Genomic DNA, 26206 nt, shown 5'->3' on the forward strand with positions numbered 1-26206 from the left:
CCGTCCCCGTGGCGGCCGGGCTCGTACCCGGCCGTGTCGAAGTCGGCCAGGGCGGAGCGGTCGCGGCTGGTCCTTCGGAAGATCCGGGCGGGCGTCGCGTCGCCGTCGCGGTTCATCGCCCTCCGTGCCCGCATGGTGGTCTCGTAGGCGGCGACGGCCCGGCCGGGGCCGTCGGGGCGGGCCAGAAGGAGGGCGAGTTCGGCGCCGTCGAGCATGGCGTGGCCGGTGCCGTCGCCACGGAACGGGGACCCCGGGTGGGCGGCGTCGCCGAGCAGGGTGACGCCGGGGGTGTGCGGCCAGGTGTGGGGCTGCGGGAGGACGTGCACGGGCCGGTGGGTGTACGGGCCGTCGTTGTCCGTGATCAGCACGCGCAGCCTTTCGTGGTAGCCGGCGAACCGCTTGAGCAGTTCGGCGCGGACGGCCGCGGTGCCGGCTGGGGCGATGTCGGTGGCGCGCCGCCGGCCGGGCTCGTCGCACAGGACGATGCGGGCGCGGATGTGCTCGCCGTCGCGCCGCCCGATCAGGCCCTTGCCGTCGCCCGTGGCGAACATCTGGCCGGAGCCGACGAGTTGGGCCACCGCCGGATGGTCACGGTCCACATCGTGGAACCACGCCTCGACGAACGTGACCCCGGCATGGGCGGGAGTGGCGGCGCTGACCAGGGGGCGGATCGTGGACCAGGTTCCGTCGGCGCCGATGACCAGATCGGTCTCGGCCGCGGAGCCGTCGTCGAATTCGAGCCGGTGGGTGCCGTTGCCGTCGGGGGTGGCCGAGAGGAGCCGGTGGCCCCAGCGGACGGTGCCCGGTTCCAGGGAGGCGGCCAGCAGTGCGTGGAGCCGGTCCCTGTCGATCACGGAGGGCGCGCCCTCGTCCTCGCCGGGCCCGTCGAACTCGTCGTCGACGACGAGTTGGCCCTGCGGGGTGAACATGCGCCTGCCCGGTTCCGAGGGACTTGCGGCGGCGTGGAGTTCGGCCGTCAGACCGGCTTCGCGCAGGGCCCGCTGACCGAGGTCCGCGTGCAGGTCGACGATGCCGCCCCGCTCGCGGACATCGGCCGCGGTGTCCGACTCGTACACGGTGACCTCGATGCCGTGGCGCTGCAGGACACGGGCGCAGACCAGTCCCGCCGGTCCGGCACCGATGACGGCGATGCGAGGGGTGTGCCTGCTGGTCATGGGATCACTCCGGTTCGGTGGTGTGCACGGGGCGGACGGGCGGTGGAGCGGCGTGCTGCCGGGTTGGCGGCAGGTGGGTCCCGGCCAGGGCGGGCCCCGCAGGTCACACGGCCCGGCGGCAGGTGCCCCGGGCGCCAGGCCGCGCGGATGCCGAGCGTGTGGCCGATGTGGCAATGGGGTCTTTGCTCACCGGCGGCAGGCAGGCGGTGGCACCTCGAGACCGTTATATGTAGTAGAGCATGCATTTGCTATATGCTCTACATATTCTTGTGCCGTTACAGTTGTGCCATGGCAGATAGAAGTGAGCACGGACACCAGGACGACGACGCGGTCCTCGACAGCGTCGGGCCGGCGTTCTCGCGGCTCAGACGACGTGCCCCGTCCTCCGGCAAGGACCTCTCCCGCAACCTGGTGCTCAACGTCGTCGCCGAGCGGACGGGCGAGACGACCGTGGGCGCGGTCGCCGAGGAACTCGGAGCGGACCAGTCGGTCGCCAGCCGCATGGTGTCCGACTGCATCCAGCACGGGTACCTGAGGCGGGAGGCGTCCCAGCAGGACGGCAGGCGCACCATGCTGAAACTGACCCCGGAAGGCGAGGCGCTGCGCGGCCGGTTCGCGGCGGAACAGCGCCAGGCGTTCGAGCACATCACCCGGGACTGGCCCGCGGACGAACGCCTCCAGCTCGCCCGCCTGCTCGTCAAGTACGCGGAGGAGGCCGCCGCCCTGCGCAGACGCGAGCGGGGCTGAGTCACCGCCGCGACGATGCACGGGCGGCGTGACCGGGGCCGGCCTCCCTCCGGGAGGAATCCGGCCCTGGTGGCGGGTCAGCGGGTGACGTCGACCGTGGCCGCGTGGGGCACGAATTTCGTGTCGCCGTCCTTCGCCGTCGCCAGCACCGACACCTGCCAGGGGCCTTCCGTGAGGTCGGCCGCGTCCCGCTGCGTCACCTTCAGGGTGTAGGTGCAACGGGACGTCTCCTCCGAGATGCTGCGGCACTTGGCCCTGTCCACGTACCGCAGCTCCGACTCGGTCGGGTCGAGCTCGGAACTCACCGGCCACGCGATGACCCTGAGCTCGCGGACACCTGAGTCGTCGCTCACGTCCGCGGTGTACGAGAGCTTCCCCGCGCTCTGCCGGGACGGAGCGACGTAACCGGCGGAACCGTTCTCCACGGTCGGCCGCGTGGCGGTGGAGGCCATGGCGAAGCCGCCGACGGCGATGGCACCGAGGGCGACGGCGCCGATGACGGACGAGACGAGAACGCGCTTGGACATGGTGGATCCCCTTGATGGCGAGTGGAGTTTCGATGGACGGGAAGGCGCAGAAGAACCGGTGGCCGGCTGCTTTCCCGATGTGATCGAGCCTATGGCCGGGGACATGGCGTGATCCTCACGCCGCGGGACGATTGCCGTGTCGAACCACGGGTGCAACGTCTGCACCCCAGGTAAGAGAACGCTGTCCGCCTCAAGTCCGAGGACAGCCGCTCACCTGCGGCCATAACCTCGATCTCTTATGAAGAGAACCGATGACCGGCTGCTGCCCCTCGTGCTGCTCGGCGCCCAGGCCACGGTGTGGCCGGGGGCGGACCTGATCCGCGGGAGCGTTCCGGCGGGATCCGCCCTTTTCGTGGCGGCCCTCGTCGCCGGGCTGGTGACGGCCGCGCTCTCCCTGCGCCGTTCGAAACCGGTGATCGCCCTCGTCGTGGTCGCCGCGTCCTGTGCCCTGGGCTCCGGCCCCTTGCCCACCGGGGCCATGGCCGTGCTGGGGACGGCGGGTGTGGCCCTGGCCCTGTTCACGGTGGCCGGCGAACGCGACACCTTCACCGCCCTGTTGTGCGTGATGGCACTCTCCTGCTGGCAGTCCCTGTACAGCATCAGCCTGCACGGGCTCAGCGACCGCAACGGACTCGACGTCGTTCTGACGGCCGTGCTGTACGCCGCCGCGTCCGCCGCCGGAATCCTGGTACGACGGAACCTGCGCACACGGCAGGCCGCCGAGCAGCGGCTGAAGCGGGCCGAGCTTGAGCGGCACCGGCTTCCGGCAGCCGAACGGCGGCGGATGGAAAGGGAGTTGCACGACGTCAGCGCCCACCATCTGACGGCCGTGGTCGTCACGGCGGGTGCGGCGCTCGGGCTGCGCGACCGTCGTCCCGAACTGGTCGACGAAGCCCTCGGGTTCGCCGCCGAGACAGGCCGTGAGGTCACCCGCGCGCTCGGCGCGGTACGGGCGCCGGCGCCCTCACGGGAACAGCAGCCGTCGCCGAGGGAGCGGTTGCTGGGTCTGGTCTCCGGGTTCTCCCAGCTGGGCCGGCGCGTGGAGTGCGAGATCGACGCACTGCCGGACGGTGCCGTCGCGGACGCGGCGTACGGCATCGTGCGCGAGGCGCTGACCAATGTGGCGCGGCACGCGCCCGGTGCGTTCACCACCGTGACGTGCCGGTACGGCGACGCCCGCACGGAGGTCGTCGTCACCAGCGCCGCACCGCCGGCCGGGTCGCCGGCGCACGGCGCCGATCTCGGCTCGGGGCGCGGCCAGGGCTTTCTTCGGTCGCGGGCGCGGGAGGTGGGCGGCACCCTGACCAGCGGCCCGACGGCGGAGGGGGGGTGGGAGGTGAGCGCGGTCCTGCCCGGACGGGTCGCCGCCGCCTCGGTGCGGCGGTCGGTCCCGTGGCAGTACCGACTGGCGCAGCTGACGGCCGCCGTCGGCCTCGTCGTGCAACCGCTGCTTCCCCTGCTGCGCACAGGGACGGAATCCGCGTCGACCGGTCCGGGAGTATCGGCAGGGGTGCTCTTCGCGCTGCTGGCCGTGGGGCAGGCGCTCGCGCTGCTGTGGCGGCGCCGGGCGCCCCGCGCCGCCCAGGGCGTCGTGCTGGGTCTGGTTCTGCTCTGGCCGGTGGCGATGTCCATGGGCGACTACACCGGCTGGGTGCTCCTGCCGCCACTGCTCAGCATGGCCGCCACCTGCGCGATGGTCGTCTCCGCCACGGCCCGCGCGGCCGCCACCGGTCCGTCCGTCACCGAAGCGGGCCCGTGGCTGCCGCTGTGGGCCGGCCCGGTCATGGCCGTGGTGGTGCACGCTGCGGCCACGACCGCCGCCCTGGTGCACCGGGGTGCGTCCCTCCCCCTCTGGGCGCTCGCCGCGGCGGCGAGCGCCCAGGCGGCCCTGGTGGTCGGCGCGGCATGGTGGGGCGGGACCCTGCTCGGGCGTCGCCGCCGAGCCGACCGCAGTGCGCAGACGGAACACCTGGCGACGTGGACCGAGGAGGCGGTACGGGACGCCTGGGCGGAGCGTCGCCGGATCGCCACCGGGCTGGAGACGACCGTGCTGGCGCGCACCGCCGACATGGTCGCGCAGGCCGAGGCGGGCCGGCTCGCCGAGGTCGCCGAACGTGCCCGCGAGGCTCTCGCCGCGATGCGTGCCCTGCTCGACACGGTCCGGGACGGCGAGGCCACGCCCGCGCTGCGTCCTCAGCCCACCCTCCAGGCGCTCGACCTCCTCGGCCATCAGATCCGGGCCACCGGCCGCGACGTGGAGATACGGCTGACCGACCGGATACCGAGACGGCTGCCCACCACCGTGGATCTGGCTGCCTATCATGCGTGCGAAACGGTGCTCGCGGCCGGCGGCGACCAGCCGATGGCGGTGGAACTCGACGCGGACGACGCCATGTTGACGATCACGGCGACCGGCTTTCCGGACACCGTGCGTCCCGCCCTGTACCAACAACTGACGGCGCGGACCGCGATGGCCGGCGGGACGGTCACCGTCGGCAGGCCGGGCCCGGTACGCGTCCGGCTGCCGCTGACCGAGGCGCCGGATGTGCCGCGGAACGACGAGGAGGAACAACGATGAGCCTCAGGGTGCTGGTCGTCGACGACCAGGGCATCGTACGGGCGGGGTTCGCCGCCGTGATCGACGCCGAGGAGGACATGACGGTCGTCGGCGAGGCCGCCGACGGCGCCCAGGCGGTACGGCTCGCCCAGGAACTGGCACCCGACGTGGTCCTCATGGACGTCCGCATGCCCGAAGTGGACGGCATCGCCGCCACCCGGATCATCACCGGCCGCCCCGACGCACCCCGCGTCCTGGTGCTGACCACCTTCGACCTCGACGCATACGTGTTCGACGCACTGCGCGCCGGCGCCTCCGGTTTCCTCCTCAAGGACGTACACCCCGGGGAACTGCTGAGCGGCATCCGGGTGGTGGCCACCGGCGAGAGCGTCCTCGCCCCGTCCGCCACCCGCCGGCTCATCGGCCACTACGCGTCCAGGCCGGGCACCGGGCTCCCGGACGGCAGCACCGCTCGCGAGCTGAAGACCCTGACCGACCGTGAGCGCGGCGTCCTCGGCCTGATCGCCGCCGGACTCACCAACACGGAGATCGCCGAGCACCTCGGCATCACCGTCGGCACGGTGAAGTCCCATGTCAACGCGCTGCTCCGCAAACTCGGACTGCGCGACCGGGTCCAGGCGACGATCCTCGCCTACGACCTCGGCCTCGCCCACCCCAACCCGCCGCACTCACCCGCCTGACAGCCCATCGGCCATCACCGTCCAGGAGCCCGTCACCATGTCCCGTCCAGGTCTCTTCCTCCTACGCGGCGTGCGCCGTGCGCTCGGCACCCTCGCGGCACGGATCTATCTGACGGCCTGTGTCCTGCTGTTCGTATGGGCACTCGTGGTCAGCTCGGAAGGGTCCCTGGCGTTCGTCATCCCGTTGTTCGCCACCATGCCGGCAAGTCTCGTACTGCTCGTCCTGCCCGAACACAGCGGAATGCTCCTGCTCTCCATGGTTCTCGGAGCACTGGTCAACGCCCTGATCATCGGCTGGTGCGCCCGTGTACTGCGCCGTGGGAGCAAGCCGGACACGGCATCCTGACGGCAGAAACCGCTCGGGGCGGCCGGTCAGGTCGGTCGGTGGTGGAGTCCGCTGTGCTCAGGCCGTACGTCGTGGATCCTCCAGATACCGCAGGACCGCGGCGACCCGCCGGTCCAACCGGTCCGTCGGTGACAGGTCGAGTTTGGCGAAGATGCTGCGGATGTGTTTGTGGACGGCGCCCTCGGTGACGACGAGCCGTTCGGCGACGGCGGTGTTGCCGAGCCCCTCGGCCATCAGAGCGAGTACGTCCCGCTCGCGGGGGCTGAGCCGGTCGAGGCGGGTGTCCTGGCGGGAGCGGGTGAAGAGCTGGGCGACGACCTCGGGGTCGATGGCGGTACCGCCGTCCGTCACGCGCCGCAACGCGTCCAGGAACTCCTCCACCCGGCCGACGCGTTCCTTGAGCAGGTAGCCGAGACCGCTCACACCGCCGGTGAGCAGCTCGGTGGCGAAGGACTGCTCGACGTACGCGGACAGCACGAGAACGGCCAGGCCGGGCTGCCGGCGCCGGGCCTCGACCGCCGCGACGATCCCCTCGTCGGTGTGGGTCGGCGGCATCCGTACGTCGAGGATGGCCACGTCCGGTTTGTGTTCGTCGACGGCGGCCAGCGCCTCGTCCGGGGTGCCCGCGGTGGCCACCACGTCGAGGCCTTCTGCACGCAACAGCAGAGCGAGGCCCTCGCGCAGCAAGGGGTCGTCCTCGGCGATCACGATCCGTATGTCACGATCCACAGGGAAGGTCCGCCTTCAGGGTTGTCGGGCCGCCGGGCGGGCTGGCCAGGGAGAGAGTGCCGTCGTGCGCCGCGATCCGGCGGCGGATGCCGGTGAGCCCGGAGCCGCCGTCCTCGTCCGCGCCGCCCCGGCCGTCGTCCTCGACGCACAGGTGGAGGCGCCCGCCGCGACTGCGCGCGGTGACGGTGGCGCTTGCGGCGCCGCTGTGTCTGGCGATGTTGGTCAGAGCCTCGGCCACGATGAAGTAGGCGGTCGCCTCGACGGAGGCGGCACACCGTTCGGGTACCGCCACGTCGATCCGGCAGGGCACCGCGCAGTTCGCGGCGAGCCCCGAGAGCGCGCCGGCCAGTCCGCGGTCGTCCAGCACCGGGGGCAGGATGCTCCGGGAGACCGTGCGCAGCTCCGCGAGGGCCTGCTCGGCGGCGGACTGGGCGCGTTCGAGGAGTTCGTCGGCGCCCGCCGGGTCGCGGGCCATCATGCGGCGGGCGGCGCCGAGCAGGACGGTGACGGAGACGATCCGGTTCTGGGTGCCGTCGTGCAGGGAGCGCTCGATGCGGCGCAGCTCGGTGGCGTGGGCGTCCAGGGCGGCGGCACGGGTGGCGGTGAGTTCGGCGACGCGGAGCGACAGATCCGTTTCCGGTCCGGCCGCGAGGAGCAGGCGTCCGGGCCGGGCCTGGGAACGGGCCATGCCGGGGCCGAGCCCCAGGATGATGGCGGTCCAGCCCACGCCCAGCATGACCACGGCGAGCGCCTGTGGCCAGGAGTGCGCGTGACCGAGCCCCACGGACGTGGCGGTCGTGTCCTCGGGGAAGAGCTTCCAGTACAGCGGAAAGAGACTGTCGCGCGCGGCGATGACCGGCAGCAGGACACCGAGGAGCCCTAGGAGGAACCCCAGGGTGGCGTGCCGGGCCAGCCAGCGCAGCTCCCGTCGAGTGGTGGGGTCGACGAGGGCGAGCCGCAGCCGTGTCGGCGGAGGTTCCGGGGCGATGACCTCGGGACCCCGGCGGCCGAGCCGGGCGCGTTCCCGGCCGGCCAGGGCGTGCAGCGCGCTCAGGACCGCGGGCGCCATGAACAGTCCCACCCCGACCGGGCTCGTCACGGCCGTGACCGCCAGCCAGAGCAGCACGAGCAGCGCGAGGAAGGCCGTACCGAGCCCGGAGACGAGTTGTGCGATTGCTGCGCCGGCCGCACTCGTGGTCCGTACGACGGTGTCCCCGAGGCCCACCCGCCCGTCACCGGCTGTCGCGTCCTGCTGGACCGCCATCCGTTCCCCCTCCCTTCAGCCGTGTTTCGCGCCGCCGCGTTTCGCGAGGTGCACCCGCTTCGCGAACGACCCTATGACGCCCACCAGTTCGCCGTCAGCCGAGGAGCGGAGGTACAGCCTGCTGTACCTCGGACCCGGCGGGCTGCGGGATCGGCCGGGAGGGGTGTCGATCCGTAGCTTCGGTGACGTCAGCCGGAACCCCCGGACCCGCCGCTCAGCACCACGGGAGAAGCCCCATGGCGACCACCGACCCCTACCGCCTCACCACCCCCGCCGACGGCACGCACGAAGCGTCGTCGCCCGCCGTCACCGGCGGGGAGGTCGTCCGTACGCTGCTCTGGGTCCTGGTCGTGGCCGGCGCGGTCGCCAACACGGTGGCCACCTACGCCGAAGCGGACACCTGGGTGCACCTGGCCTGCGGTGTGGTCACCCTCTTCGGCGCGGGCACCCTCGCCGTGCGCCACCTGCGGGGCCGTCGATGAACGCCGCCTTCGCCCGGACCCGCCGCCCGGCGGCCACCGCACACGACGCGTCGGCGCCGGCCATCACCCTGGACCGGGTCGTCAAGGAGTACGCGGGAGGCGTACGCGCCCTCGACGAGGTGTCGCTGACCGTGGCACACGGCACGTTCCTCGCGGTGATGGGCCCCTCGGGCTCCGGCAAGAGCACGCTGATGCACTGCGCCGCGGGGCTGGACTCCCCGACGTCGGGCAGTGTCCGCATCGACGGCCACGAGATCGGCGGCCTGAACGAGACCCGCCGTACCGAACTGCGCCGGGAACGCGTCGGTTTCGTGTTCCAGTCGTACAACCTGATCCCCTCGCTCAGCATCGCGGACAACATCCTGCTGCCGCTGCGACTGGCGGGCCGTACCCCGGACCACGACTGGCTGCGGACGCTGGTGGAGCGGGTCGGTCTTGCCGACCGGCTCACCCACCGCCCGGCCGAACTTTCCGGTGGCCAGCAGCAACGGGCCGGCGTCGTACGGGCGTTGGTGGCCAGGCCGGCCGTCGTGTTCGCCGACGAGCCGACCGGCGCGCTGGACCTGCGCAGCGCCCACGAGGTCCTCGGCCTGCTGCGCGACCTCGTCGACGACCTGCACCAGACGGTGGTGATGGTCACCCATGATCCGGCCGCCGCGGCCCGGGCACACCACGTGCTGGTGATGGCCGACGGCCGGGTGGTCGAGGCCCTCGAAGAGCCGACCGCCCCCGAACTGGCCCGCCGTCTCGTCGCGTTGGCAGGGGTCTGAGTCATGTTCCGTCTCGCCCTGAGGATGGTCGGACACCGGATCACCGCGCTGATCGCCGTGGCCTGCGCGGTTCTCGGCGGTGCCGCCCTGATCACCGGTACCGGCGTACTGGCCGAGTCCGGCCTGCGTTCCCACCTGCCCGTCGGCCGTCTCGGCGGCGCGGACGTCGTCGTCGCGGCCGACCAGGAGTTCCACCCGAGCGGCGACCTGCCGATCGCGCTCCCGGAACGTCGTACGGTCCCGGCCGAACTGGTCGGCGAACTGGCCGAGTTGCCGGGTGTCACCGAGGCGGTCGGCGACATAGGCTTTCCCGCCGCCCTCGTCGACGCCCATGGACAGGTCGTACCGGCCGGGGATCCCCGGGCGTCGGGGCACGGCTGGTCCTCGGTGAAGCTGCTGGACGGTGCTCAGGTCCACGGCAGCGCGCCGTCCGGTTCCGGCGAGATCGCCGTGGACAGCGCCACCGCCGCCGCGGCGGGAGTGAAGGCGGGCGACCGGGTCGAGGTCGTCGCGGGCGCCGGGCCCACCGCCCGTCATCGCGTCTCGGCGGTCGTCGACGCGCCGGGCGCCGGTGTCTTCTTCGCCGACACGACGGCCGTACGGCTGTCCGGGCGGGACGGGAGAGACGGGCGGGACGGCGACTCGCGCTCCGGGACCGTCGACCTGATCGGTCTGCGCACCGCACCAGGCTCCGAGGAGCGGGTCGCCGACGAAGTCCGTACGAAGCTGAAGGGCACGGGGCTCACGGGGCTGGAGACGGTCACCGGTGCGCGTCGCGGGGACCTCGTGTCGCCCGGCGCGGGCGCGAGCCGCTCCCTCCTGGTCCTCCTCGCCGGTTCGCTCGCCGGGATCATCCTGCTGATCACCGGGTTCGTCATGGCGAGCGCGCTGGCCGTGTCGATCGCCGGGCAGCGCCGCGACCTGGCGCTGATGCGGGCCGTCGGCGCGACTCCGAAGCAGATCCGGCGACTCGCCGCCGCCCAGTCCACCGCCGTCGCGGCCGTGGCCCTCGTCCCCGGTGTGGCGCTCGGCTACCTGCTGGCCGGGCAGTTCCGCGGACTGCTGGCGGACCGCGGGGTCGTTCCCTCCGAACTCCCGCTGACCGTCAGCCCGTTGCCCGCCCTCGCGACGATCGTCCTCATGGCCCTGGCCGTACAGGTCTCGGCCCGGGGCTCGGCCTGGCGCACCTCCCGCATGCCGGCCACCGAGGCCGTCGCCGAGTCGCGCAGCGAGCCGCGCGATCCGTCGCGGACCCGGACGCGCATCGGCCTGCTCGTCATCGTCGCCGCGACCACCATGTCGGTCGTACCCCTCTTCTCCCGCACGGCCATCAGCGCGACAGCCACCTCCATCGCGGGCATCCTCGGCGCGATCGGCCTGGCCCTGGCCGGCCCTGCTCTCGTCCGGGGCATCGGGAACGCGGCGGCCCGGCGCACCCGCTCCGGCGTCTCCGCACCGACCTGGCTGGCGATGGCCAACGTCCGCGCGTACGCCCTGCGCAACGCGGGAATCGTCAGCTCCCTGGCCATGGCGGTCGTGTTCGTCCTGACGTACACCCTCACCCAGACCACCGTGCTGGCCGCCACCGCGGACGAGACCCGCGCCGGCACCCTCGCCCAGCAGCGCCTCGGCGCGCCGGGCCTGGGCGGACTGCCCGACGGCACGCTCTCCGCCGTACGGGACACGACCGGCGTACGGGCGGCGGCCCCGGTGAGCACGACCACGGTGGTGTGGCCGTACGAGATGTTCGGCGACACGGAGACCGAGTCCGGCTCCGCGACGATCCTCACCCCGGACGCGTCGGACGTCCTCGACCTCGATGTATGGGCGGGGAGCCTGGACCGTCTCACCGGCGCCACGATCGCCGTGAGCAGCGATGTCGCCCGCTCGCGCGCCGCGGAAGTGGGCCACCGGGTGAGCCTCGTCCTCGGGGACGGCGCACGGGTCGACGCCGAGGTCGTCGCCGTCTACGCCCGTGGTCTCGGCTTCGGCACGGTGGTGTTGTCCCACGACCTGGCGGCCGGACACACCACGACGGGGCTCGACCAGAGCATCCTCGTCCGCACGGACGGCACGGCGACCGCCCGCCAGGCACTGACAGCCTTCGCCGCGTCCCACCCGGGTCTGGCACTGGAGGACACGCATCCCACGTCCGGCGACGGCCTGAGGGACGCCCCGCCCGAGGTGTGGATCAACCTGGCCGTCATCGTGGTCCTGCTCGTTTATCTCCTGCTGAGCATCGCCAACAAACTCGTCGCCGCCACCGCCCAGCGCCGGGTCGAACTGGGGGCGCTCCGCCTCATCGGCACCACACCCCGTCAGATCCGCGCGATGATGCGGCGCGAGGCAGCGGTGACCGCCGCCACCGCGCTCACCACGGCCCTGCTGCTGTCCGCCGTGCCCCTCGCCCTCCTGGGCCAGGGCTTCCTCGGCCGCCCCTGGCCCGCGGGCCCCGCCTGGCTGCTGCCCGCCCTCGCGCTCACCGTCACCGTCACGGCATTCCTCACCATCGAACTCCCCACCCGCCAGGCGCTGCGCACACCACCCGCCGACGCCGTCCGCGCCCAGTGACCCGGCTCGCGTCCACGGCGAGGCGGCGACTGCTCGTCCGGCGATACGTCCGGCCCTGTCGGGGGATGCCTCTGCGGCCTGACGTCACCGCGCTCGGGCGAGTACGGCGGGGCCGCCCCCGGCGATGACCCACCAGGTCGCCGTCCTCGGCCCGGCGGCGACCACGGCTCCGATCGACGGCGGTACAGCCTGCTGTGCCACCGCTCGGGGCGCGCACGGCAATGATCCGCGGACGCGTGACCGGTGTGCTGAACACGTCACGCCAGCCCGCTTCCGACACAGCTCCGACAGCTTCCGACCGCTTCCGAAGGGACACCACGGTGAGCAGCATCCAAGACCCCGTCAGTATCGAATCCCGACCGGCCGACACGGGCCGCCAGGACGGCACCGGCCTGCGGGGCAGCATCCGCCGCCGCCCTCTGACCTGGTTCTTCTCGATGGCCTACCTGCTGAGTTGGACCGCGTGGACGCCGTACATCCTGTCCGAGAACGGCCTGGGCGTCTGGCACTTCGCCTTCCCCGGAGGCGGCCCCGGCAGCCAGCTCTTCGGCGTCCTGCCCGGCGCCTACCTCGGCCCGATCCTGTCGGCACTCCTGGTGACCGGCGCGACCGAAGGGCGCCGCGGACTACGGGCCTGGCGCGGCCGGATGACCAAGTTCAAGGTCGGCTGGCGCTGGTACGTCGTGGTCCTGTTCTCGGTGCCCGCCGTGCTGACCCTCACCGCGGTCGCGCTGTCCGGCCGCGGTCCCGCGATGCCGCCCGTCGTGGTGCTGGCCGCGTTCCTGCCCGGTCTGCTCCTGCAGATGATCACCACCGGCCTCGCCGAGGAGCCCGGCTGGCGCGAGTTCGCCATGCCCCGCCTGCAGCGCCGCTACGGCCCGCTGCTCGGCACCCTCGTCGTCGGTCCGCTGTGGGGCGCCTGGCACCTCCCGCTGTTCCTGACCGAGTGGGGCAACTGGCCGCACGTGTCCTGGACCATGCCGCTGGAGTTCATCGCCAGCGCGATCGCCTTCAGTTTCGTCATGACATGGGTGTTCAACCGCACCGGCGAGAGCCTGCCGATGGCCATGCTGCTGCACTGCGGCGTCAACAACTACATGTCCCTCGCCTGGTCCGGCATGTTCCCCACGTTGTCCCGCGAAGACGCCGCACACGCCTTCCTGCTCAGCGCCACCGCCGCGGCCCTCGTCCTGCTGATCACCACCCGCGGCCGACTGGGCTGCCCACCGGCACGCGACGCCTCCGCACTGCCGGGCCGGACGGCTTGACCGCGGCGGTCGTCCACGTCACGCGCGAGATCGGACTCACTCGCCTTGTGGACTTCGCCGTGTACCAGGCGTCGGCCGGTGCGGCGACGAGCAGCCGTGCGAAGGCCTCGCAGGTAACCGGCCCGCAGTGCGTAGAACGCCGGTCCGGCGCCGTTCGGTACCGCGTCGTCGCTCATACGGCCGTGCTCGCTGTCGTGCGCCTGGAACAACTGCAGTGACACAACAATATGCTTCAGGTCCAGCAAATGTATGCTTTACTGCATGCATATCGGAGGCGGTCGACGTCTTCGTGTACGAAAGCGAGGCACATCGATGACCATGACCGCCATCACCCACGCACGCGTCTTCGACGGCGAGCGGGTACGGGACGAAACCACCGTCCTGCTCGACGGCCCGACCATCACGGCCGTCGGGGGAGAGGCGCCCGCCGGGGCGGAGATCGTCGACGCCCGGGGCGGCACCCTGCTGCCGGGCCTGTTCGACGCCCACACGCACACGTCCGAGCAGGCCCTGGCTTTCGCGCTGAGGTTCGGTGTGACGACCGAGCTGGAGATGCAGGGCGCTCTGACCAAGGCACGCCGTGCGCACATCGAGCAGAACGACGCGGTGGCCGATGTCCGGTCCGCCGGCTTCGGCATCACCCCGCCCGGCGGGCACCCCAGCGAGCTCTTCCCCAAGGGCAAGCGCCCGGGAGGTGACGGCGGGCCGGCCCGGGACGACTCCAGTGACCTGGTCATGCCGTTCGCGACCACGCCCGAGGAGGCGATCGCGTTCATCCCGAAGCTCGTGGAGTCCGGCTCGGACTACATCAAGTTCATGGTCGACGACGGCACGGTCGAGGGGCACCCGGGCCTGCCCTGCCTGGATCAGGCCACGCTGAGCGCGGGCGTCGCCGAGGCGCACCGGCACGGGATGCTCACCGTCGCCCACGCCCTCACCCTGGACGCCACCCGTATGGCGGTCGAGGCAGGGGTGGACGGGCTCGTCCATGTCTTCATGGACCGGCCCCACACCGAGGAGATCATCCAGCTCATCGCCGGGTCCGGCATGTTCGTGGTCCCCTGCGTGGTCCTGAACGCCTCCATGATGGGCATCACCGGTGAGATCTCCGCCGGCGACGAGCGGGTCGCCTCGCGCCTGGACGACAGCTGGCTGACCACGCTCCGCAGCAGCTTCGGCCACTACCCGCAGGGCCGGCTGGACGATGTCCTGGCCACGGTCAAGGCGCTGCACGACGCCGGCGTCGACCTCCTGGTCGGCAGCGACGCCTCCGTGCCCGTACCGTTCCTCGGCGGCGTCGCCCACGGCGCCAGCGTCCACCACGAACTGCGGTATCTGGTCCAGGCCGGACTGTCACCGGCCGACGCGCTGCGGGCCGCGACCGCGACCCCGGCACGCCGCTTCTCCCTGGACGACCGCGGACGCATAGCCGAGGGACTGCGAGCCGACCTGCTGCTGGTGGACGGAGACCCCACCGCCGACATCGACCACACCCTCGACATCCGCGCCGTCTGGCGCCGGGGCACCCGCCTCGCGGCGAACTGACCCGTGCTGCCGGTCCGTCCCGGACCGGCAGCCGGCGCCCACCGGCCGTGTCCGAGGAGGTCGGATCAGGGAGCGGACGCGGAGGCCACAGCAGCGGCCCGCCGACCGAACTGTCGTACCGCGACGGAGAATTGGGGCGGGGACGCGGTAGCCGTTGGGGGCCCGCTCGGAGGAGGTCGGCCCGGCCTGTTCGTAGTGGTTGGTGGCGATCCGCGGCGTGATCGTCTCCGGTGCGAGGGCGCCGAGGGCACCGCTGCGCACGATGCCGGCGTTATTGACCAGCACGTCCAAGTGGCCGTGCAGCTCCCGCGCGGTGTGGATGATGCGCTCGGGCTCTCCCGCGGTGGTGATGTCCGCGGCCAGCGGGGTGATCCGCTCGTGACCGGCGGCGGTTTCCTGGAGCGGTTCGGTTCGTCGGCCGACGGCGAGCACGTGGGCGCCCTCGGCAGCGGAGGCCCGGGCGGTGGCCCGACCGATCCCGGTGCCGGCTCCGGTGACGGCGACGATCCTGCTGGGTTGGGTTGGGTTGGGCTGGGCTGCGGTGTGGTGCTGGTGTCCATGCCGTGATCGTTCGACCCTGCCGCCAGTGGCAAGGCCAAGCGACGCGCCGGCGGGGCCCGCTGGCCCGAGGGTTCACCGGACCGGGAGCGTGTGGATCGTTGTGTGCGTGGGGCGGACTCGACTTCCTTCCGGACGGCGACGATGAGCTCGCGCCGGGCTGCGAGGCGGGACAGGACCGTGGCCTGGAACTCCTTCAGAGCGTCCAGTTCAGTGTTCTTCCTGCTGAGACGCTCGCGCAGAGTGGCAACCTCGGCCTTGAGGCGGCAGTGGGCGAGGGCCCCGAAGGGCGGCCGCCATGTGCTGTGGCACACCTGTGCCTCGATCATGCCGGAGGCGGGAGAGCCTGTGGTGACCTTGGCACGGCGGCTCGGGCACTCCTCGCCCCGCGATCACCCTCGGTTACTATGCTCACTTCATGCCGGAGGCCGGCGGCAAGGGGCGCACCGCCATCGACGGACTGCTCGGGGAGCGGGGAGACTGGCAGACCGGCCGGAACTCCCCAGATTCTCCCCGGGCCCGTCGACGGATGATTCCCGCTGCCGAGCCCCTACGAAGTCGGTCATGCATGGCAAGTCTGAAGAGATTGGTGGCCTGGGAAAGTGCTGAAAGAGGTCGCCGCGACCCGCTACATCACGCCGTTGCGCGAGGGCGGCTCGCTGCCGGGACTCGTCGAGGCCGACGACCTCGGGACGTACGTCATGAAGTTCACCGGCGCCGGACAGGGGCGCAAGACGCTCGTCGCGGAGGTCGTCTGCGGTGAACTCGCCCGCCGGCTCGGCCTGCGGGTGCCCGGACTGGTGACGATCGGCCTCGACCCGGTCCTCGGACTCGGCGAACCGGACCAGGAGGTCCAGGACCTGCTGAAGTCGAGCGGGGGGCCGAACCTCGGGATGGACTTCCTGCCCCGCGCCATCGGCTTCGACCCCCTCGCCTTCGAGGTGAGCGCCGAGGAAGCCGGCCGGATCGTCTGGTTCGACGCCCTGGTCAACAACGTCGACCGCTCCTGGCGCAACCCCAACCTGCTGATGTGGCACGGCGATCTGTGGCTCATCGACCACGGCGCCACGATGATCTGGCACCACCACTGGCCCGGCGCCGAGACCTCCGCCGCCAAGCCGTACGACATCTCCGACCACGCGCTCGCACCCTTCGGCCCCGACATCGCCTCGGCCGCCGCCGAACTGGCCCCGCTGGTCACCGAGGACCTGCTCGCCGAGGTCACGGCCGAGATCCCTGAGGCCTGGCTGGCCGGGGAGCCGGGCTTCGACACGGTGGACGCGCTGCGACGCGCCTACGCACGGCCGCTGCTGGCGCGCGCCGCCGTCATCCACGAACGGATCAAGGGCGTCGACGGCACCGACGGCACGAAGGGGGACAAGTGAACGAGCGGAACGTCTTCGAGTACGCGCTGCTGCGCGTGGTGCCACGGGTCGAGCGCGGAGAGTGCTTCAACGCGGGCGTGCTGGTGTACTGCCGCGCCCACTCCTTCGTCGCGGCCCGCACCCATCTGGACGAGAACAAGCTGTTCGCGCTCGACCCGGACGCGGACGTGCGGGGCGTACGGGCAGCGCTGCGCGCCGTCGAAGGCGTCTGCACCGGAGGGGAAGCCGCCGGTCAAGCGGCGCACGACGATGCCGGACGGCGTTTTCGCTGGCTGATCGCGCCGCGTTCGACCGTGGTCCAGCCGGGCCCCGTGCACACCGGCCTGACCGCCGATCCCGAGGCCGAGACCGAGCGGTTGCTCCAGCTCCTGGTCAGGTAATGGATCACATGCGCGCGGTGCGCCGTTGACACCGGGTGCCAGGGCTTCTAGCGTCACGTCTGCTGAAGGTACTAAGCGGTCGCTCACCGGATGGGCGTACCGTATGAGCCGCAGGTCTTTCGGGACCACCGAAGGCGCCGCAAGGTTGTCGAGACAGCTTGGCCGGGCTTGGGCCGGCTTTTCCAAGGGCGAGGAGAACCAGCAATGTCCACCACTGAGCAGCGCGTCGCCGTAGTCACCGGTGCCGCGCGCGGCATCGGCGCCGCGACCGCCGTACGACTGGCCGCGGAGGGCCGCGCCGTCGCGGTGATCGACCTCGACGAGGCCGCGTGCAAGGACACCGTCGAGAAGATCACCGCCGCCGGCGGCAAGGCTCTCGCGGTCGGCTGTGACGTCTCCGACGAGGCCCAGGTGGAGGCCGCCGTCGCGCGGATCGCCGAGGAGCTCGGCGCGCCGACCATCCTGGTGAACAACGCGGGTGTCCTCCGTGACAACCTGCTGTTCAAGATGAGCGCGTCCGACTGGGACACCGTCATGAACGTGCACCTGCGCGGTGCGTTCCTGATGGCGAAGGCCGTCCAGAAGTACATGGTGGAGGCCAAGTTCGGCCGCATCGTCAACCTGTCGTCCTCCTCGGCGCTGGGCAACCGCGGCCAGGCCAACTACTCCACCGCCAAGGCCGGTCTCCAGGGCCTCACCAAGACCCTGGCCATCGAGCTCGGCAAGTTCGGCGTGACCGCGAACGCCGTGGCGCCCGGCTTCATCGTCACCGACATGACCGCCGCCACCGCCGCCCGCGTCGGGATGGACTTCGACGACTTCCAGGCCGCGGCCGCGACCCAGATCCCCGTGCAGCGTGTCGGCAACCCCGACGACATCGCCAACAGCATCGCCTTCTTCACCGGCGAGGCCGCCGGATTCGTCTCCGGCCAGGTGCTGTACGTGGCCGGCGGACCGCTCAACTAGACGCAGGGGAAACACACATGACCACGCTCCCCGAACTCTCGGGCAAGGTCGCGCTCATCACGGGCGCGAGCCGCGGCATCGGCTACGGCGTCGCGGAGGCCCTCGTGGCCCGCGGTGACCGCGTCTGCATCACCGGCCGCAACGAGGACGCCCTCAAGGAGGCCGTCGAGACGCTCGGCGCCGACCGCGTCATCGGTGTGGCCGGCAAGGCCCACGACGAGGCCCACCAGGCCGCCGCCGTGGAGCGCACCATGGAGGCCTTCGGGCGCGTCGACTTCCTGGTCAACAACGCCGGTACGAACCCGGTGTTCGGGCCGATCGCCGAGCTGGACCTCAACGTGGCGCGCAAGGTCTTCGAGACCAACGTCATCTCCGCGCTCGGCTTCGCCCAGCAGACCTGGAAGGCCTGGCAGAGCGAGAACGGCGGCGCGATCGTCAACATCGCCTCCGTCGCCGGTCTCGCGCCCTCGCCCTTCATCGGCGCGTACGGCGTCAGCAAGGCGGCGATGATCAACCTGACGGTGCAGCTCGCGCACGAGTTCGCGCCCAAGGTGCGGGTCAACGCGATCGCGCCCGCCGTGGTGAAGACGAAGTTTGCTGCCGCACTCTACGAAGGCCGGGAGGCGGAGGCCGCCGCGGCCTACCCGCTCGGCCGGCTCGGCGTGCCCTCCGACATCGGAGGGGCGGCCGCGTTCCTCACCTCGCAGCAGTCGGACTGGGTCACCGGCCAGACGCTCGTGGTCGACGGCGGGATGTTCCTCAACGCCGGAGTCGAGTGACACGAGGCCGGTCGGTCGTTCCCCGCCCGCGGGGAACGACCGACCGGCCTTTTGTTGAAAGTTGACAAACACTCAGCCCGCGTCGGGCGGCGCGGAGTCCGGGTGTCCGGAGTGCCGACGTGTTCACGGGATCCTGACAACGTAGTCACATACATGCTGATCAAGTGCCCTGCCGGGGAAAGACGGTTCCCCCGGCAGGGCACCGCGGTATGGTCTGCCGACCTTGGTACGGCGGATCGAGGAGCGTGTACGTGTTCAACCGGAACCGATACCTGCGACAGCTGGCGGCGATCACGTCCATAACCCTGGTGGCCGGGTGCGGTGCCTTCTCCTCGGGTTCGCCGGCCGACAAGGGGCCGATCGTGGTGGGCACCACCAGTGCCCCCAGCACCCTGGACCCGGCGGCCTCCTGGGACGGATCGTGGGAGCTGTTCCGCAACATCTACCAGACGCTGCTGAGCTACCCGACCGGCTCGGTCACCCCGCGGCCCGACGCCGCCGAGAAGTGCGGGTTCACGGATGGAACCAACACCGTCTACCGCTGCAAGCTGCGCCCGGGCATGACGTTCTCCGACGGCGACCCGCTCGACGCGTCGGCCGTCAAGCACTCGATCGACCGCATCAGGAGGATCGGTGTGAGCGGCGGACCCGCCGGGCTGCTCGGCAGTCTCCAGCGGGTCCAGGTGCTGGGCAGCCGTGACGTCGTCTTCCACCTCGACAAGCCGGACGCCACCTTTCCGTTGGTGCTGGCCACGCCAGCGATGTCGATCGTCGACCCCGACGACTACCCTGCCGACGCCCTGCGCGAGGACGACAAGGTCTTCGGCTCCGGGCCCTACACGCTGCGCTCCTACACGGAGGGCAAGCAGGCCGAACTCGTCAGGAACGACCACTACGACGGCTTCGCCAAGCGCAGGAACAGCGCGGTGACGATCCGCTACTTCCAGGACTCGGGCCAGTTGGTCGGGGCTCTGAGGGACAAGAAGATCGACGTCACCTACCGTGGCCTCGCCGCCTCGGACGTCGTCGCCCTCCAGAGCCATGGCGACGGCAAGGGCATCCAGCTCATCGACGGGGCGGGTACCGAGATCAACTACCTGGTCTTCAACCCCAGGGACCCGTGGGCGGGGAAGCCCGCCGTCCGCCACGCGATCGCGCAGATCGTCGACAGGCCGGCCATCGTGCACAAGGTCTACCAGGACACCGTCGACCCGCTCTACTCGATGGTCCCCGCGGGACTGACCGGGCACACCACCGGCTACTTCGACCAGTACGGCGGCCCGAGCCCGTCCAAGGCCCGCAAGATCCTGCACGACGCGGGCATCGACGAACGCGTCCCGCTCACCCTCTGGTACACCACCGACCGCTACGGCTCCGAGACCGCCCCGGAGTTCAGCGAGCTCAAGCGCCAGCTCGACGGCTCCGGGCTGTTCACCGTCACGCTCAGGAGCCGCCCCTGGAAGACGTACGAAGCGGGCTACCGCGGCGGCGAGTACCCGGTGTTCGGCCGCGGCTGGTTCCCCGACTTCCCTGACGCCGAGAACTTCATCGCGCCCTTCGTGGGGGAGCGGAACGCCCTCGGGACGCCCTACCCGTCCCCGCGGATCACCGACGTCCTGCTGCCGGAGTCGCGCCGTGTGCGCGATCGCGGGGAGGTGGTCAAGGAGTTCGAGGAGGCCCAGCGGATCCTCGTCGACGACGCCCGGCTGCTGCCCCTGTGGCAGGGCAGGCAGTATGTGGCCGCGAGCGAGGAGATCTCGGGCGGAGAGCGGGCCCTGGACCCCTCGACGATCATGATGATGTGGGAGCTGGACCGCAAGACCAGCTGGTAGCGGACCCGGGGACCGGGTGACGCAGGGGCGGCGGAGGGGCCGCCCGCGTGCCTCCCGCGGTGCGTGCGGGGGCATACCGTACCCGTCATTCGGCCTCGGCACGGGCCCGGGACCGATTGTCAGTGGGCGACGGTAGGTTCTGTGGTCTGGAAGTCACCGCACATCGAAGGAAGTTGACGTGACCGATATCGCCATGTTGCCCGAGTCCTGGCGCGGCGTCCTGGGCGACGAGCTTCAGCAGCCCTACTTCAAGGAACTCACCGAGTTCGTCGAGGAGGAGCGCGCGAAGGGTCCCGTCTACCCGCCCCGGGAGGAGGTCTTCGCCGCGCTCGACGCCACTCCGTACGAGCGGGTGAAGGTGCTGATCCTCGGCCAGGACCCGTACCACGGCGAGGGCCAGGGGCACGGCCTGTGCTTCTCCGTCCGTCCTGGAGTCAAGACCCCGCCGTCGCTGCGGAACATCTACAAGGAGATGAAGGAGGAGCTGGGCACCCCGATCCCGGACAACGGCTATCTGATGCCGTGGGCCGAACAGGGCGTGCTGCTGCTCAACGCGGTGCTGACAGTCCGCTCCGGTGAGGCGAACTCGCACAAGGGCAAGGGCTGGGAGAAGTTCACCGACGCGGTCATCCGCGCGGTGGCCGACCGCCCCGACCCGGCCGTCTTCGTCCTCTGGGGCAACTACGCGCAGAAGAAGCTCCCGCTGATCGACGAGCAGCGCCATGTGGTGGTGAAGGGAGCACACCCCTCACCGCTGTCCGCGAAGAAGTTCTTCGGCTCGCGTCCCTTCACGCAGATCAACGAAGCCGTGGCCGCCCAGGGCCATGAGCCGATCGACTGGAGCATCCCGGACCTGGGCTGACCGCCGAGCCGCTGGCCAGGACCGTCACCGGCCTGGCCCAGCGGCGTACGGGGGCGCCTGAGCGGGATTGTCACCGGCTGCGGCTAGCTTCGTGGGGGACAGTGACGAGCCTGGAGGACGCGGTGGCGGAGCAGCAGGAGCAGGCGGCGCCGGACGCCATGATGACCCGGATCGGACAGGCCGTCATGCTGCACCACGCCGGAGACCGCGAGGAGGCCCGGGGCCGCTTCCTGGATCTGTGGGGGGAGATCGGGGACGGCGGCGACGCACTGCACCGCTGCACACTGGCGCACTACATGGCCGACACCCAGGACGACCCCGCCGACGAACTCGCCTGGGACCTGCGGGCCCTGTCGGCGGCCGAGGAACTGAGCGAGGGCAGCGCCGCCGAGCCCCACCAGTCGCTTGCCGTGCGCGCGTTCTACCCCTCGTTGCATCTGAACCTCGCGGCCGACTACGCGAAGCTCGGCCGCTCGGAGGCCGCCCGCACTCATCTGCACCGGGCCCGCGGTGCGGCCGGCGCCCTCGCGGACGACCGTTACGGGGACGGCGTCCGCGCGGCGATCGGCCGCCTGGAGCTGCGGCTTCGGGACACCGGCGCCTCGGCGGAGGCCGGCGGATCCGACCGCTTCGACGGACCGGGCGGTGAGACCCTGGGGCCGCCGAGACAGCGGCCCTGAACCCCGCCCCGCCCGGCAGGTCCCGGGACCGGGCGCCGGTGCGCCGGCCCACGGGACGTGGTGCTGCGGTGTTCAGGTGTTCCGGTGCCGGGTTCCGGCCTCGGTGCGTCCCGGGGGGCGGTGCCTTCCCCGGGCCGGTGCCGCGGGCGCCGTCATCTTCCGTACGTCTTCGCGCAGATGACCGCCTCCGGGCTGTTCGCGTTCCAGCCCCCGTACTTCCTGCCGAGCGCGCACACGTCCGGATGCTTCCCCAGGTCGGGGGCGCCGGGCGGAACGGCCGTACGGTGCCTGGGCTGCCGTGGCTCGGGGAGCGGGGCCGGGTGGGCATGCCGCGGAGGCGCCGGGGGTGCCACCGCCCGGGGCGGGGGAGCCACCCGGTGCCGGGCCGCCGCGTCGGGTGAGGGTTCCCGAGAGGGGCCGACGCGCTGCAGCGCCTCCCGAGCCGGTGCCTGCACGGTCCGGGGTCCCCCCTTGCTGTCCGGATGTGGCGCGGTACGCCCCGCCGGGGCGGCGGGAGGTCCGGAGGCGGGCGGCCGCTGGACGGTCACACAGCCGGTGAGGGCGGTGACTGCCACGGCGACCAGGAGCGTTGCGGTAGTCGTCGTTCGATGCACCCACGCAACTCTGCTGGTTCCGGACCGCTTCCAGGGAGTCGAGAGGCGCAGGATGCCCCGCACGGGTGATCCTTCCGCTCCTCCGGCGGGCACGGACATCGCCGGGCTGACAGGCTGGACACGGTCCGCGCCCGTGCCGCGGGCCTTCCGCGCGAACACCGGCCGTGGGGCCGACGCGGCGGCCGTATGCTTCCGACGGACCCCGCGTCGGTGACTGAAGGAGACTCCTGTGAAGGTCGGCTGCATCGGACTCGGCGACATCGCGCAGAAGGCGTATCTGCCGGTGCTCGGCGTGCAGCCCGGGATCGAACTGCATCTCCAGACGCGGACGCCGGCCACGCTCGACCGGGTCGCCGACAGCCTGCACCTGCCACCGGCCCGGCGCCACGGCGACCTGGAGGCGCTGCTGGCCCAGGACCTCGACGCGGCGTTCGTGCACGCGCCCACCGCCGCCCACCCGGAGATCGTCACCCGGCTGCTGGAGGCGGGCGTGCCCACGTACGTCGACAAGCCGCTGGCGTACGACCTGGGCGAGTCGGAGCGGCTCGTGCGGCTCGCGGAGGAGCGGAACGTCAGCCTCGCGGTCGGTTTCAACCGGCGTCACGCACCCGCGTACGCGCAGTGTGCCGAACACCCCCGCGAGCTGATCCTGATGCAGAAGAACCGCACGGGGCTGCCCGAGGAACCGCGCACCATGGTCCTCGACGACTTCATCCACGTCGTCGACACCCTGCGCTTCCTGGTGCCGGGTCCGGTCGACGACGTGACGGTGCGGGCCCGTGCCGAGGAAGGGCTGCTGCACCATGTGGTGCTCCAGCTCGCCGGGGACGGATTCACGGCACTCGGAGTGATGAACCGGCTGAGCGGATCGAGCGAGGAGATCCTCGAGGTCTCGGGCCAGGACACCAAGCGGCAGGTGGTCAACCTCGCCGAGGTGATCGACCACAAGGGACAGCCGACCGTGCGCCGGCGCGGCGACTGGGTGCCGGTGGCCCGGCAGCGCGGCATCGAGCAGGCGGTCCTCGCGTTCCTCGACGCCGTGCGCTCGGGAAAGGTGCTCAGCGCCCGGGACGCGCTGGCGACTCACGAGTTGTGCGAGCGGGTGGTGCAAGCGATTCAGGAGCGGGCCGCCGCAGTCTGAACGTGCGAGCGCCTTCCGCCACGCACAGTGCCGCCATCACCAGCAGGGCGCCGTGCACCGGCCAGTCGCCGAACCGGACGTACGGCGTCACGCCCCGGGCCAGCGGCACGTCGTAGACCGTCGCGCCGCTCGTGTTCGTGCCGAGCCAGGAGCCGATGCGTTCGCCGTCCGGGCCGTAGACGGCGGAGACGCCGGTGAGCGTCGCGTGCACCATGGTCCGGCCGGTCTCGGCGGCACGCAGCGCGGCGAGCGAGGCATGCTGCTCGGGGGCCCAGCTGCGCTGGAACGTCGACGTCGAGGACTGGGCCACCAGCACCTCGGCGCCGTCCTGGGCGAGGCGGCGGCTCATGTCGGGGAACGCCGACTCGAAGCAGATCATGGGACCGACGCGCAGCCCGTGCCCGACGTTCATCACCACCTGTTCGGTGCCCTGCCTGCGGTCCTCGCCCGCTGCCTTGCCGACGGAGGTGGCCCAGCCGAGCAGGGAACGCGCGGGCACGTACTCGCCGAACGGGACCAGCCGCATCTTGTCGTAGCGGTCGCCGGTCGCGCCGTGCGGCCCCACCAGGACCGAGCTCTTGTAGATGCCCGGCCGGTCGGAGCGGCGCGCGTCGACGTTCACCAGGATGTCGGCGCCGACCTCGCGGGACAACGCCGCGACGCGGAGCGCCAGATCGGGCCGGTCGGCCAGGTCGAAGCCGACACTGCTCTCGCCCCAGACGACCAGGTCCGCGCCCTGGCCCGCGAGTTCACGGGTCAGGGCCTCCTCACGTGCGAAGCGCTTGTCGCCACTCGTGCTCCCGTCCACGACACCGGGCTGCACGACCGCGATCCGCATCCGGCCGTCGACGTCCGGGCGCGGCGACCACACCCAGGCCGCCGAGGTCGCGGCGGCCGTCGCGACGAGTCCGGCCACCGCGGGCATACGGGACTCACGCACCGAGACCAGCACGGCGACCGCGACGTTGACCGCCACGACCAGGAAGCTGAGCAGCCACACCCCGCCGACCGAGGCCAGCCGCAGCGCCGGCTCCACCTGCCACTGACTCGATCCGAGCAGACCCCAGGGACCGCCCAGACCCTGCCAGGAGCGGGCGAGTTCCACCATCAGCCACCCCGACGGCAGGACGAGGAGGGCGGCACCGACCCGGCCGGGAGACGGCACCCCGGCCAGGAACCGCCGGACGAGCCAGCCCCACGGAGCCCACAGCGCGCCGAGCAGCGCCGCTATGACCACCGTGAAGACATGCAGGCTCGGCAGCAGCCAATGGTGCACGGCCAGGATGAAACCGAACCCGCCGAACCAGCCGTCGTACGCGGCACGCCTGCCCGTGGGGGCCGAGCGCGCCATGAGGATCCAGGGCACCAGAGCCACGTACGCGAACCACCACCACGACGGGGCGGGGAACGCGAGCGTCGGCAGCGCGCCCGCCAGCGCGGCGACGGCACCGCGCCGCCAGGGGGAGACCAGCCATGGGCCGAACGCACGGTCGGGCCTGTTCATCCTTCGCCTCCCTGCCCCGGGGTGTCTCCAGTGTGCGCGTCGGCGGCGATCTACGACAGGGGGCGTGGTGATCAGAAGGGGGCGCGCCGGCGGGCGGGCGCCCCACGGGCGTGGAGCCGGGCGGAAACCCGCCGGTGGCCGGGCGTCCCGCGGGCGCGGAGGCCGGGCGGGAACCCGCGGGCAGGGACTGGGTGCCGGTGACTCAGGTGTTCGCGGGTGTGTGCCGAGGCTGTGGCATCCGGCGCCATTTCTCCTGGACGACCACCTGGAGCAGCCGCCAGCCGTCGTGGGTGCGCAGCAGGCCGAAGGTGTAGCGGCCGCCGCACACGAGGTCGGGCGCGGTGGAGTCGCCGTCCTGCCCTGCGAACCGCATCGGATTGATGTAGTCCGCCCGCACCTCGGCCGTGTCGCCGGTGTCCTGGTCCAGGACGCCGAACCGGACCCGCCGGTTGACGATCAGATGCTGGCGCATGGCGAACAGGTCCAGGCTCTGCGCGAGCCACTCGGCGACCTCGGCCGCGTCACCCTCGATGCCGCCGGCCGAGCGGTAGTCGGCGCGGCCCTTCGGTGCGAACAGCCCCCGGTATCCCTCCCAGTCGCCGTCGTCCACGGCCACCGCGTACGCGGTGACGATCTCGTCCAGGGAGAACCGGTCCAGCACGGTCGCGAGCTCCACACGCTGCGTCATCGGCTCAGTGTTGGCCACTCCGCTTCCCACGCCAAGGGGCTGGGTGGGGGTATTCCGGGTCCGGCGGCGTTCGGTTCGGCGTCGGTCGCCCCGGTCCGGCGTCGCCCGCACGGTCGCGGAGGGCTCGCGGGGCAA

Annotated in this window: 22 protein-coding genes and 3 pseudogenes; 18 read left to right on the plus strand and 7 right to left on the minus strand. The window is 71.9% G+C overall.

Going from position 1 to position 26206, the window contains the following annotated elements:
- Positions 1-188: 188 nt before the first annotated feature.
- Positions 189-1175, minus strand: a pseudogene (locus OG780_RS34460) (FAD-dependent oxidoreductase); the annotation flags it as partial.
- A gap of 288 nt (positions 1176-1463) precedes the next feature.
- On the opposite strand from OG780_RS34460, the gene OG780_RS34465 reads away from it, so the two are divergent.
- On the plus strand, positions 1464-1922 hold the full coding sequence (locus OG780_RS34465) for a MarR family winged helix-turn-helix transcriptional regulator (protein WP_328454800.1): 459 nt from the start codon (positions 1464-1466) through the stop codon (positions 1920-1922).
- Between the two features lie 77 nt (positions 1923-1999).
- Here the strand turns inward: OG780_RS34465 and OG780_RS34470 are convergent, their stop codons facing one another.
- Entirely contained in the window at positions 2000-2449 is a 450-nt protein-coding gene (locus OG780_RS34470) for a DUF5707 domain-containing protein (RefSeq protein ID WP_328454802.1), read from the minus strand.
- Between the two features lie 238 nt (positions 2450-2687).
- On the opposite strand from OG780_RS34470, the gene OG780_RS34475 reads away from it, so the two are divergent.
- Genes OG780_RS34475 through OG780_RS34485 form a run of 3 tightly spaced genes read left to right on the plus strand, consistent with a single transcriptional unit; the run spans position 2688 to position 6053 of the window.
- On the plus strand, positions 2688-5027 hold the full coding sequence (locus tag OG780_RS34475) for a sensor histidine kinase (protein ID WP_328454804.1): 2340 nt from the start codon (positions 2688-2690) through the stop codon (positions 5025-5027).
- Complete coding sequence (locus OG780_RS34480; RefSeq protein WP_328454805.1) at positions 5024-5707, plus strand: response regulator transcription factor; 684 nt, start codon at positions 5024-5026, stop codon at positions 5705-5707. The genes OG780_RS34475 and OG780_RS34480 overlap by 4 nt, the downstream gene beginning before the upstream one ends.
- Positions 5708-5744: 37 nt before the next feature.
- On the plus strand, positions 5745-6053 hold the full coding sequence (locus OG780_RS34485) for an SCO4225 family membrane protein (protein ID WP_328454806.1): 309 nt from the start codon (positions 5745-5747) through the stop codon (positions 6051-6053).
- A gap of 57 nt (positions 6054-6110) precedes the next feature.
- Here the strand turns inward: OG780_RS34485 and OG780_RS34490 are convergent, their stop codons facing one another.
- Together OG780_RS34490 and OG780_RS34495 are read right to left on the minus strand one after the other, a co-directional pair.
- Positions 6111-6770 (minus strand): response regulator transcription factor, encoded by a 660-nt coding sequence (locus tag OG780_RS34490; RefSeq protein ID WP_328458598.1) that lies wholly within the window; start codon positions 6768-6770, stop codon positions 6111-6113.
- Between the two features lies 1 nt (position 6771).
- The gene (locus OG780_RS34495; RefSeq protein ID WP_328454807.1) at positions 6772-8046 is read right to left on the minus strand and encodes a sensor histidine kinase; all 1275 of its coding nucleotides are present in this window, start codon (positions 8044-8046) and stop codon (positions 6772-6774) included.
- Positions 8047-8282: 236 nt separating this feature from the next.
- Here OG780_RS34495 and OG780_RS34500 point away from each other — a divergent pair, with 236 nt between their 5' ends.
- The 5 genes from OG780_RS34500 (at position 8283) to OG780_RS34520 (ending at position 14682) form a co-directional block, all read left to right on the plus strand.
- Positions 8283-8528, plus strand: coding sequence for a hypothetical protein (locus OG780_RS34500; RefSeq protein WP_328454808.1), 246 nt, complete (start codon positions 8283-8285; stop codon positions 8526-8528).
- Positions 8525-9298, plus strand: coding sequence for an ABC transporter ATP-binding protein (locus OG780_RS34505; RefSeq protein WP_328454809.1), 774 nt, complete (start codon positions 8525-8527; stop codon positions 9296-9298). Before OG780_RS34500 ends, OG780_RS34505 begins: the two co-directional genes overlap by 4 nt.
- 3 nt (positions 9299-9301) lie before the next feature.
- Positions 9302-11869 (plus strand): ABC transporter permease, encoded by a 2568-nt coding sequence (locus tag OG780_RS34510; protein WP_328454810.1) that lies wholly within the window; start codon positions 9302-9304, stop codon positions 11867-11869.
- Between the two features lie 320 nt (positions 11870-12189).
- Positions 12190-13137 (plus strand): CPBP family intramembrane glutamic endopeptidase, encoded by a 948-nt coding sequence (locus OG780_RS34515; protein ID WP_328454811.1) that lies wholly within the window; start codon positions 12190-12192, stop codon positions 13135-13137.
- Positions 13138-13449: 312 nt separating this feature from the next.
- A complete protein-coding gene (locus tag OG780_RS34520; protein WP_328454812.1) occupies positions 13450-14682 on the plus strand; it encodes an amidohydrolase family protein in 1233 nt (410 codons plus the stop codon).
- 198 nt (positions 14683-14880) lie between these two features.
- Here the strand turns inward: OG780_RS34520 and OG780_RS34525 are convergent.
- Positions 14881-15189 (minus strand): annotated as a pseudogene (locus OG780_RS34525) (SDR family oxidoreductase); the annotation flags it as partial.
- A 318-nt stretch (positions 15190-15507) separates the two neighbouring features.
- On the opposite strand from OG780_RS34525, the pseudogene OG780_RS34530 reads away from it, so the two are divergent.
- The 9 genes and pseudogenes from OG780_RS34530 to OG780_RS34570 all read left to right on the plus strand — a co-directional run.
- Positions 15508-15718, plus strand: a pseudogene (locus tag OG780_RS34530) (site-specific integrase); the annotation flags it as partial.
- 124 nt (positions 15719-15842) lie between these two features.
- A complete protein-coding gene (locus tag OG780_RS34535) occupies positions 15843-16625 on the plus strand; it encodes a HipA family kinase (protein WP_328454814.1) in 783 nt (260 codons plus the stop codon).
- A complete protein-coding gene (locus tag OG780_RS34540) occupies positions 16622-17005 on the plus strand; it encodes a DUF3037 domain-containing protein (protein ID WP_328454816.1) in 384 nt (127 codons plus the stop codon). The genes OG780_RS34535 and OG780_RS34540 overlap by 4 nt, the downstream gene beginning before the upstream one ends.
- Positions 17006-17209: 204 nt before the next feature.
- The gene (gene fabG, locus OG780_RS34545) at positions 17210-17971 is read left to right on the plus strand and encodes a 3-oxoacyl-ACP reductase FabG (RefSeq protein WP_151470604.1); all 762 of its coding nucleotides are present in this window, start codon (positions 17210-17212) and stop codon (positions 17969-17971) included.
- Positions 17972-17988: 17 nt separating this feature from the next.
- Positions 17989-18750 (plus strand): SDR family oxidoreductase, encoded by a 762-nt coding sequence (locus tag OG780_RS34550; RefSeq protein WP_326789049.1) that lies wholly within the window; start codon positions 17989-17991, stop codon positions 18748-18750.
- Positions 18751-19001: 251 nt separating this feature from the next.
- Positions 19002-20582, plus strand: coding sequence for an ABC transporter substrate-binding protein (locus tag OG780_RS34555; RefSeq protein WP_328454819.1), 1581 nt, complete (start codon positions 19002-19004; stop codon positions 20580-20582).
- A gap of 178 nt (positions 20583-20760) precedes the next feature.
- Positions 20761-21444: a uracil-DNA glycosylase gene (locus OG780_RS34560; protein ID WP_328454821.1), complete on the plus strand. Its 684-nt coding sequence runs from the start codon at positions 20761-20763 to the stop codon at positions 21442-21444.
- Between the two features lie 122 nt (positions 21445-21566).
- Entirely contained in the window at positions 21567-22124 is a 558-nt protein-coding gene (locus OG780_RS34565) for a hypothetical protein (protein ID WP_328458600.1), read from the plus strand.
- 843 nt (positions 22125-22967) lie between these two features.
- Positions 22968-23879 carry a Gfo/Idh/MocA family protein gene (locus tag OG780_RS34570; RefSeq protein WP_328454823.1) on the plus strand — a complete coding sequence of 304 codons (912 nt, stop codon included), beginning with the start codon at positions 22968-22970 and terminating at the stop codon, positions 23877-23879.
- Here the strand turns inward: OG780_RS34570 and lnt are convergent.
- Positions 23797-25383 (minus strand): apolipoprotein N-acyltransferase, encoded by a 1587-nt coding sequence (gene lnt, locus OG780_RS34575; protein WP_328454825.1) that lies wholly within the window; start codon positions 25381-25383, stop codon positions 23797-23799. The two genes, OG780_RS34570 and lnt, sit on opposite strands and share 83 nt — an antisense overlap.
- Positions 25384-25585: 202 nt before the next feature.
- Positions 25586-26071, minus strand: coding sequence for a nuclear transport factor 2 family protein (locus OG780_RS34580; protein ID WP_328454827.1), 486 nt, complete (start codon positions 26069-26071; stop codon positions 25586-25588).
- Positions 26072-26206: the final 135 nt, after the last annotated feature.

The sequence above is a fragment of the Streptomyces sp. NBC_00386 genome (assembly GCF_036063235.1).
Taxonomy (GTDB): Bacteria; Actinomycetota; Actinomycetes; order Streptomycetales; family Streptomycetaceae; genus Streptomyces.

Excerpts from the sequence above, each read along its gene's own strand:
- OG780_RS34465 (WP_328454800.1), top strand. The coding sequence starts at position 1,464 with ATGGCAGATAGAAGTGAGCACGGACACCAGGACGACGACGCGGTCCTC.
- OG780_RS34470 (WP_328454802.1), bottom strand. The coding sequence starts at position 2,449 with ATGTCCAAGCGCGTTCTCGTCTCGTCCGTCATCGGCGCCGTCGCCCTC.
- OG780_RS34475 (WP_328454804.1), top strand. The coding sequence starts at position 2,688 with ATGAAGAGAACCGATGACCGGCTGCTGCCCCTCGTGCTGCTCGGCGCC.
- OG780_RS34480 (WP_328454805.1), top strand. The coding sequence starts at position 5,024 with ATGAGCCTCAGGGTGCTGGTCGTCGACGACCAGGGCATCGTACGGGCG.
- OG780_RS34485 (WP_328454806.1), top strand. The coding sequence starts at position 5,745 with ATGTCCCGTCCAGGTCTCTTCCTCCTACGCGGCGTGCGCCGTGCGCTC.
- OG780_RS34495 (WP_328454807.1), bottom strand. The coding sequence starts at position 8,046 with ATGGCGGTCCAGCAGGACGCGACAGCCGGTGACGGGCGGGTGGGCCTC.
- OG780_RS34500 (WP_328454808.1), top strand. The coding sequence starts at position 8,283 with ATGGCGACCACCGACCCCTACCGCCTCACCACCCCCGCCGACGGCACG.
- OG780_RS34505 (WP_328454809.1), top strand. The coding sequence starts at position 8,525 with ATGAACGCCGCCTTCGCCCGGACCCGCCGCCCGGCGGCCACCGCACAC.
- OG780_RS34510 (WP_328454810.1), top strand. The coding sequence starts at position 9,302 with ATGTTCCGTCTCGCCCTGAGGATGGTCGGACACCGGATCACCGCGCTG.
- OG780_RS34520 (WP_328454812.1), top strand. The coding sequence starts at position 13,450 with ATGACCATGACCGCCATCACCCACGCACGCGTCTTCGACGGCGAGCGG.
- fabG (WP_151470604.1), top strand. The coding sequence starts at position 17,210 with ATGTCCACCACTGAGCAGCGCGTCGCCGTAGTCACCGGTGCCGCGCGC.
- OG780_RS34550 (WP_326789049.1), top strand. The coding sequence starts at position 17,989 with ATGACCACGCTCCCCGAACTCTCGGGCAAGGTCGCGCTCATCACGGGC.
- lnt (WP_328454825.1), bottom strand. The coding sequence starts at position 25,383 with ATGAACAGGCCCGACCGTGCGTTCGGCCCATGGCTGGTCTCCCCCTGG.
- OG780_RS34580 (WP_328454827.1), bottom strand. The coding sequence starts at position 26,071 with ATGACGCAGCGTGTGGAGCTCGCGACCGTGCTGGACCGGTTCTCCCTG.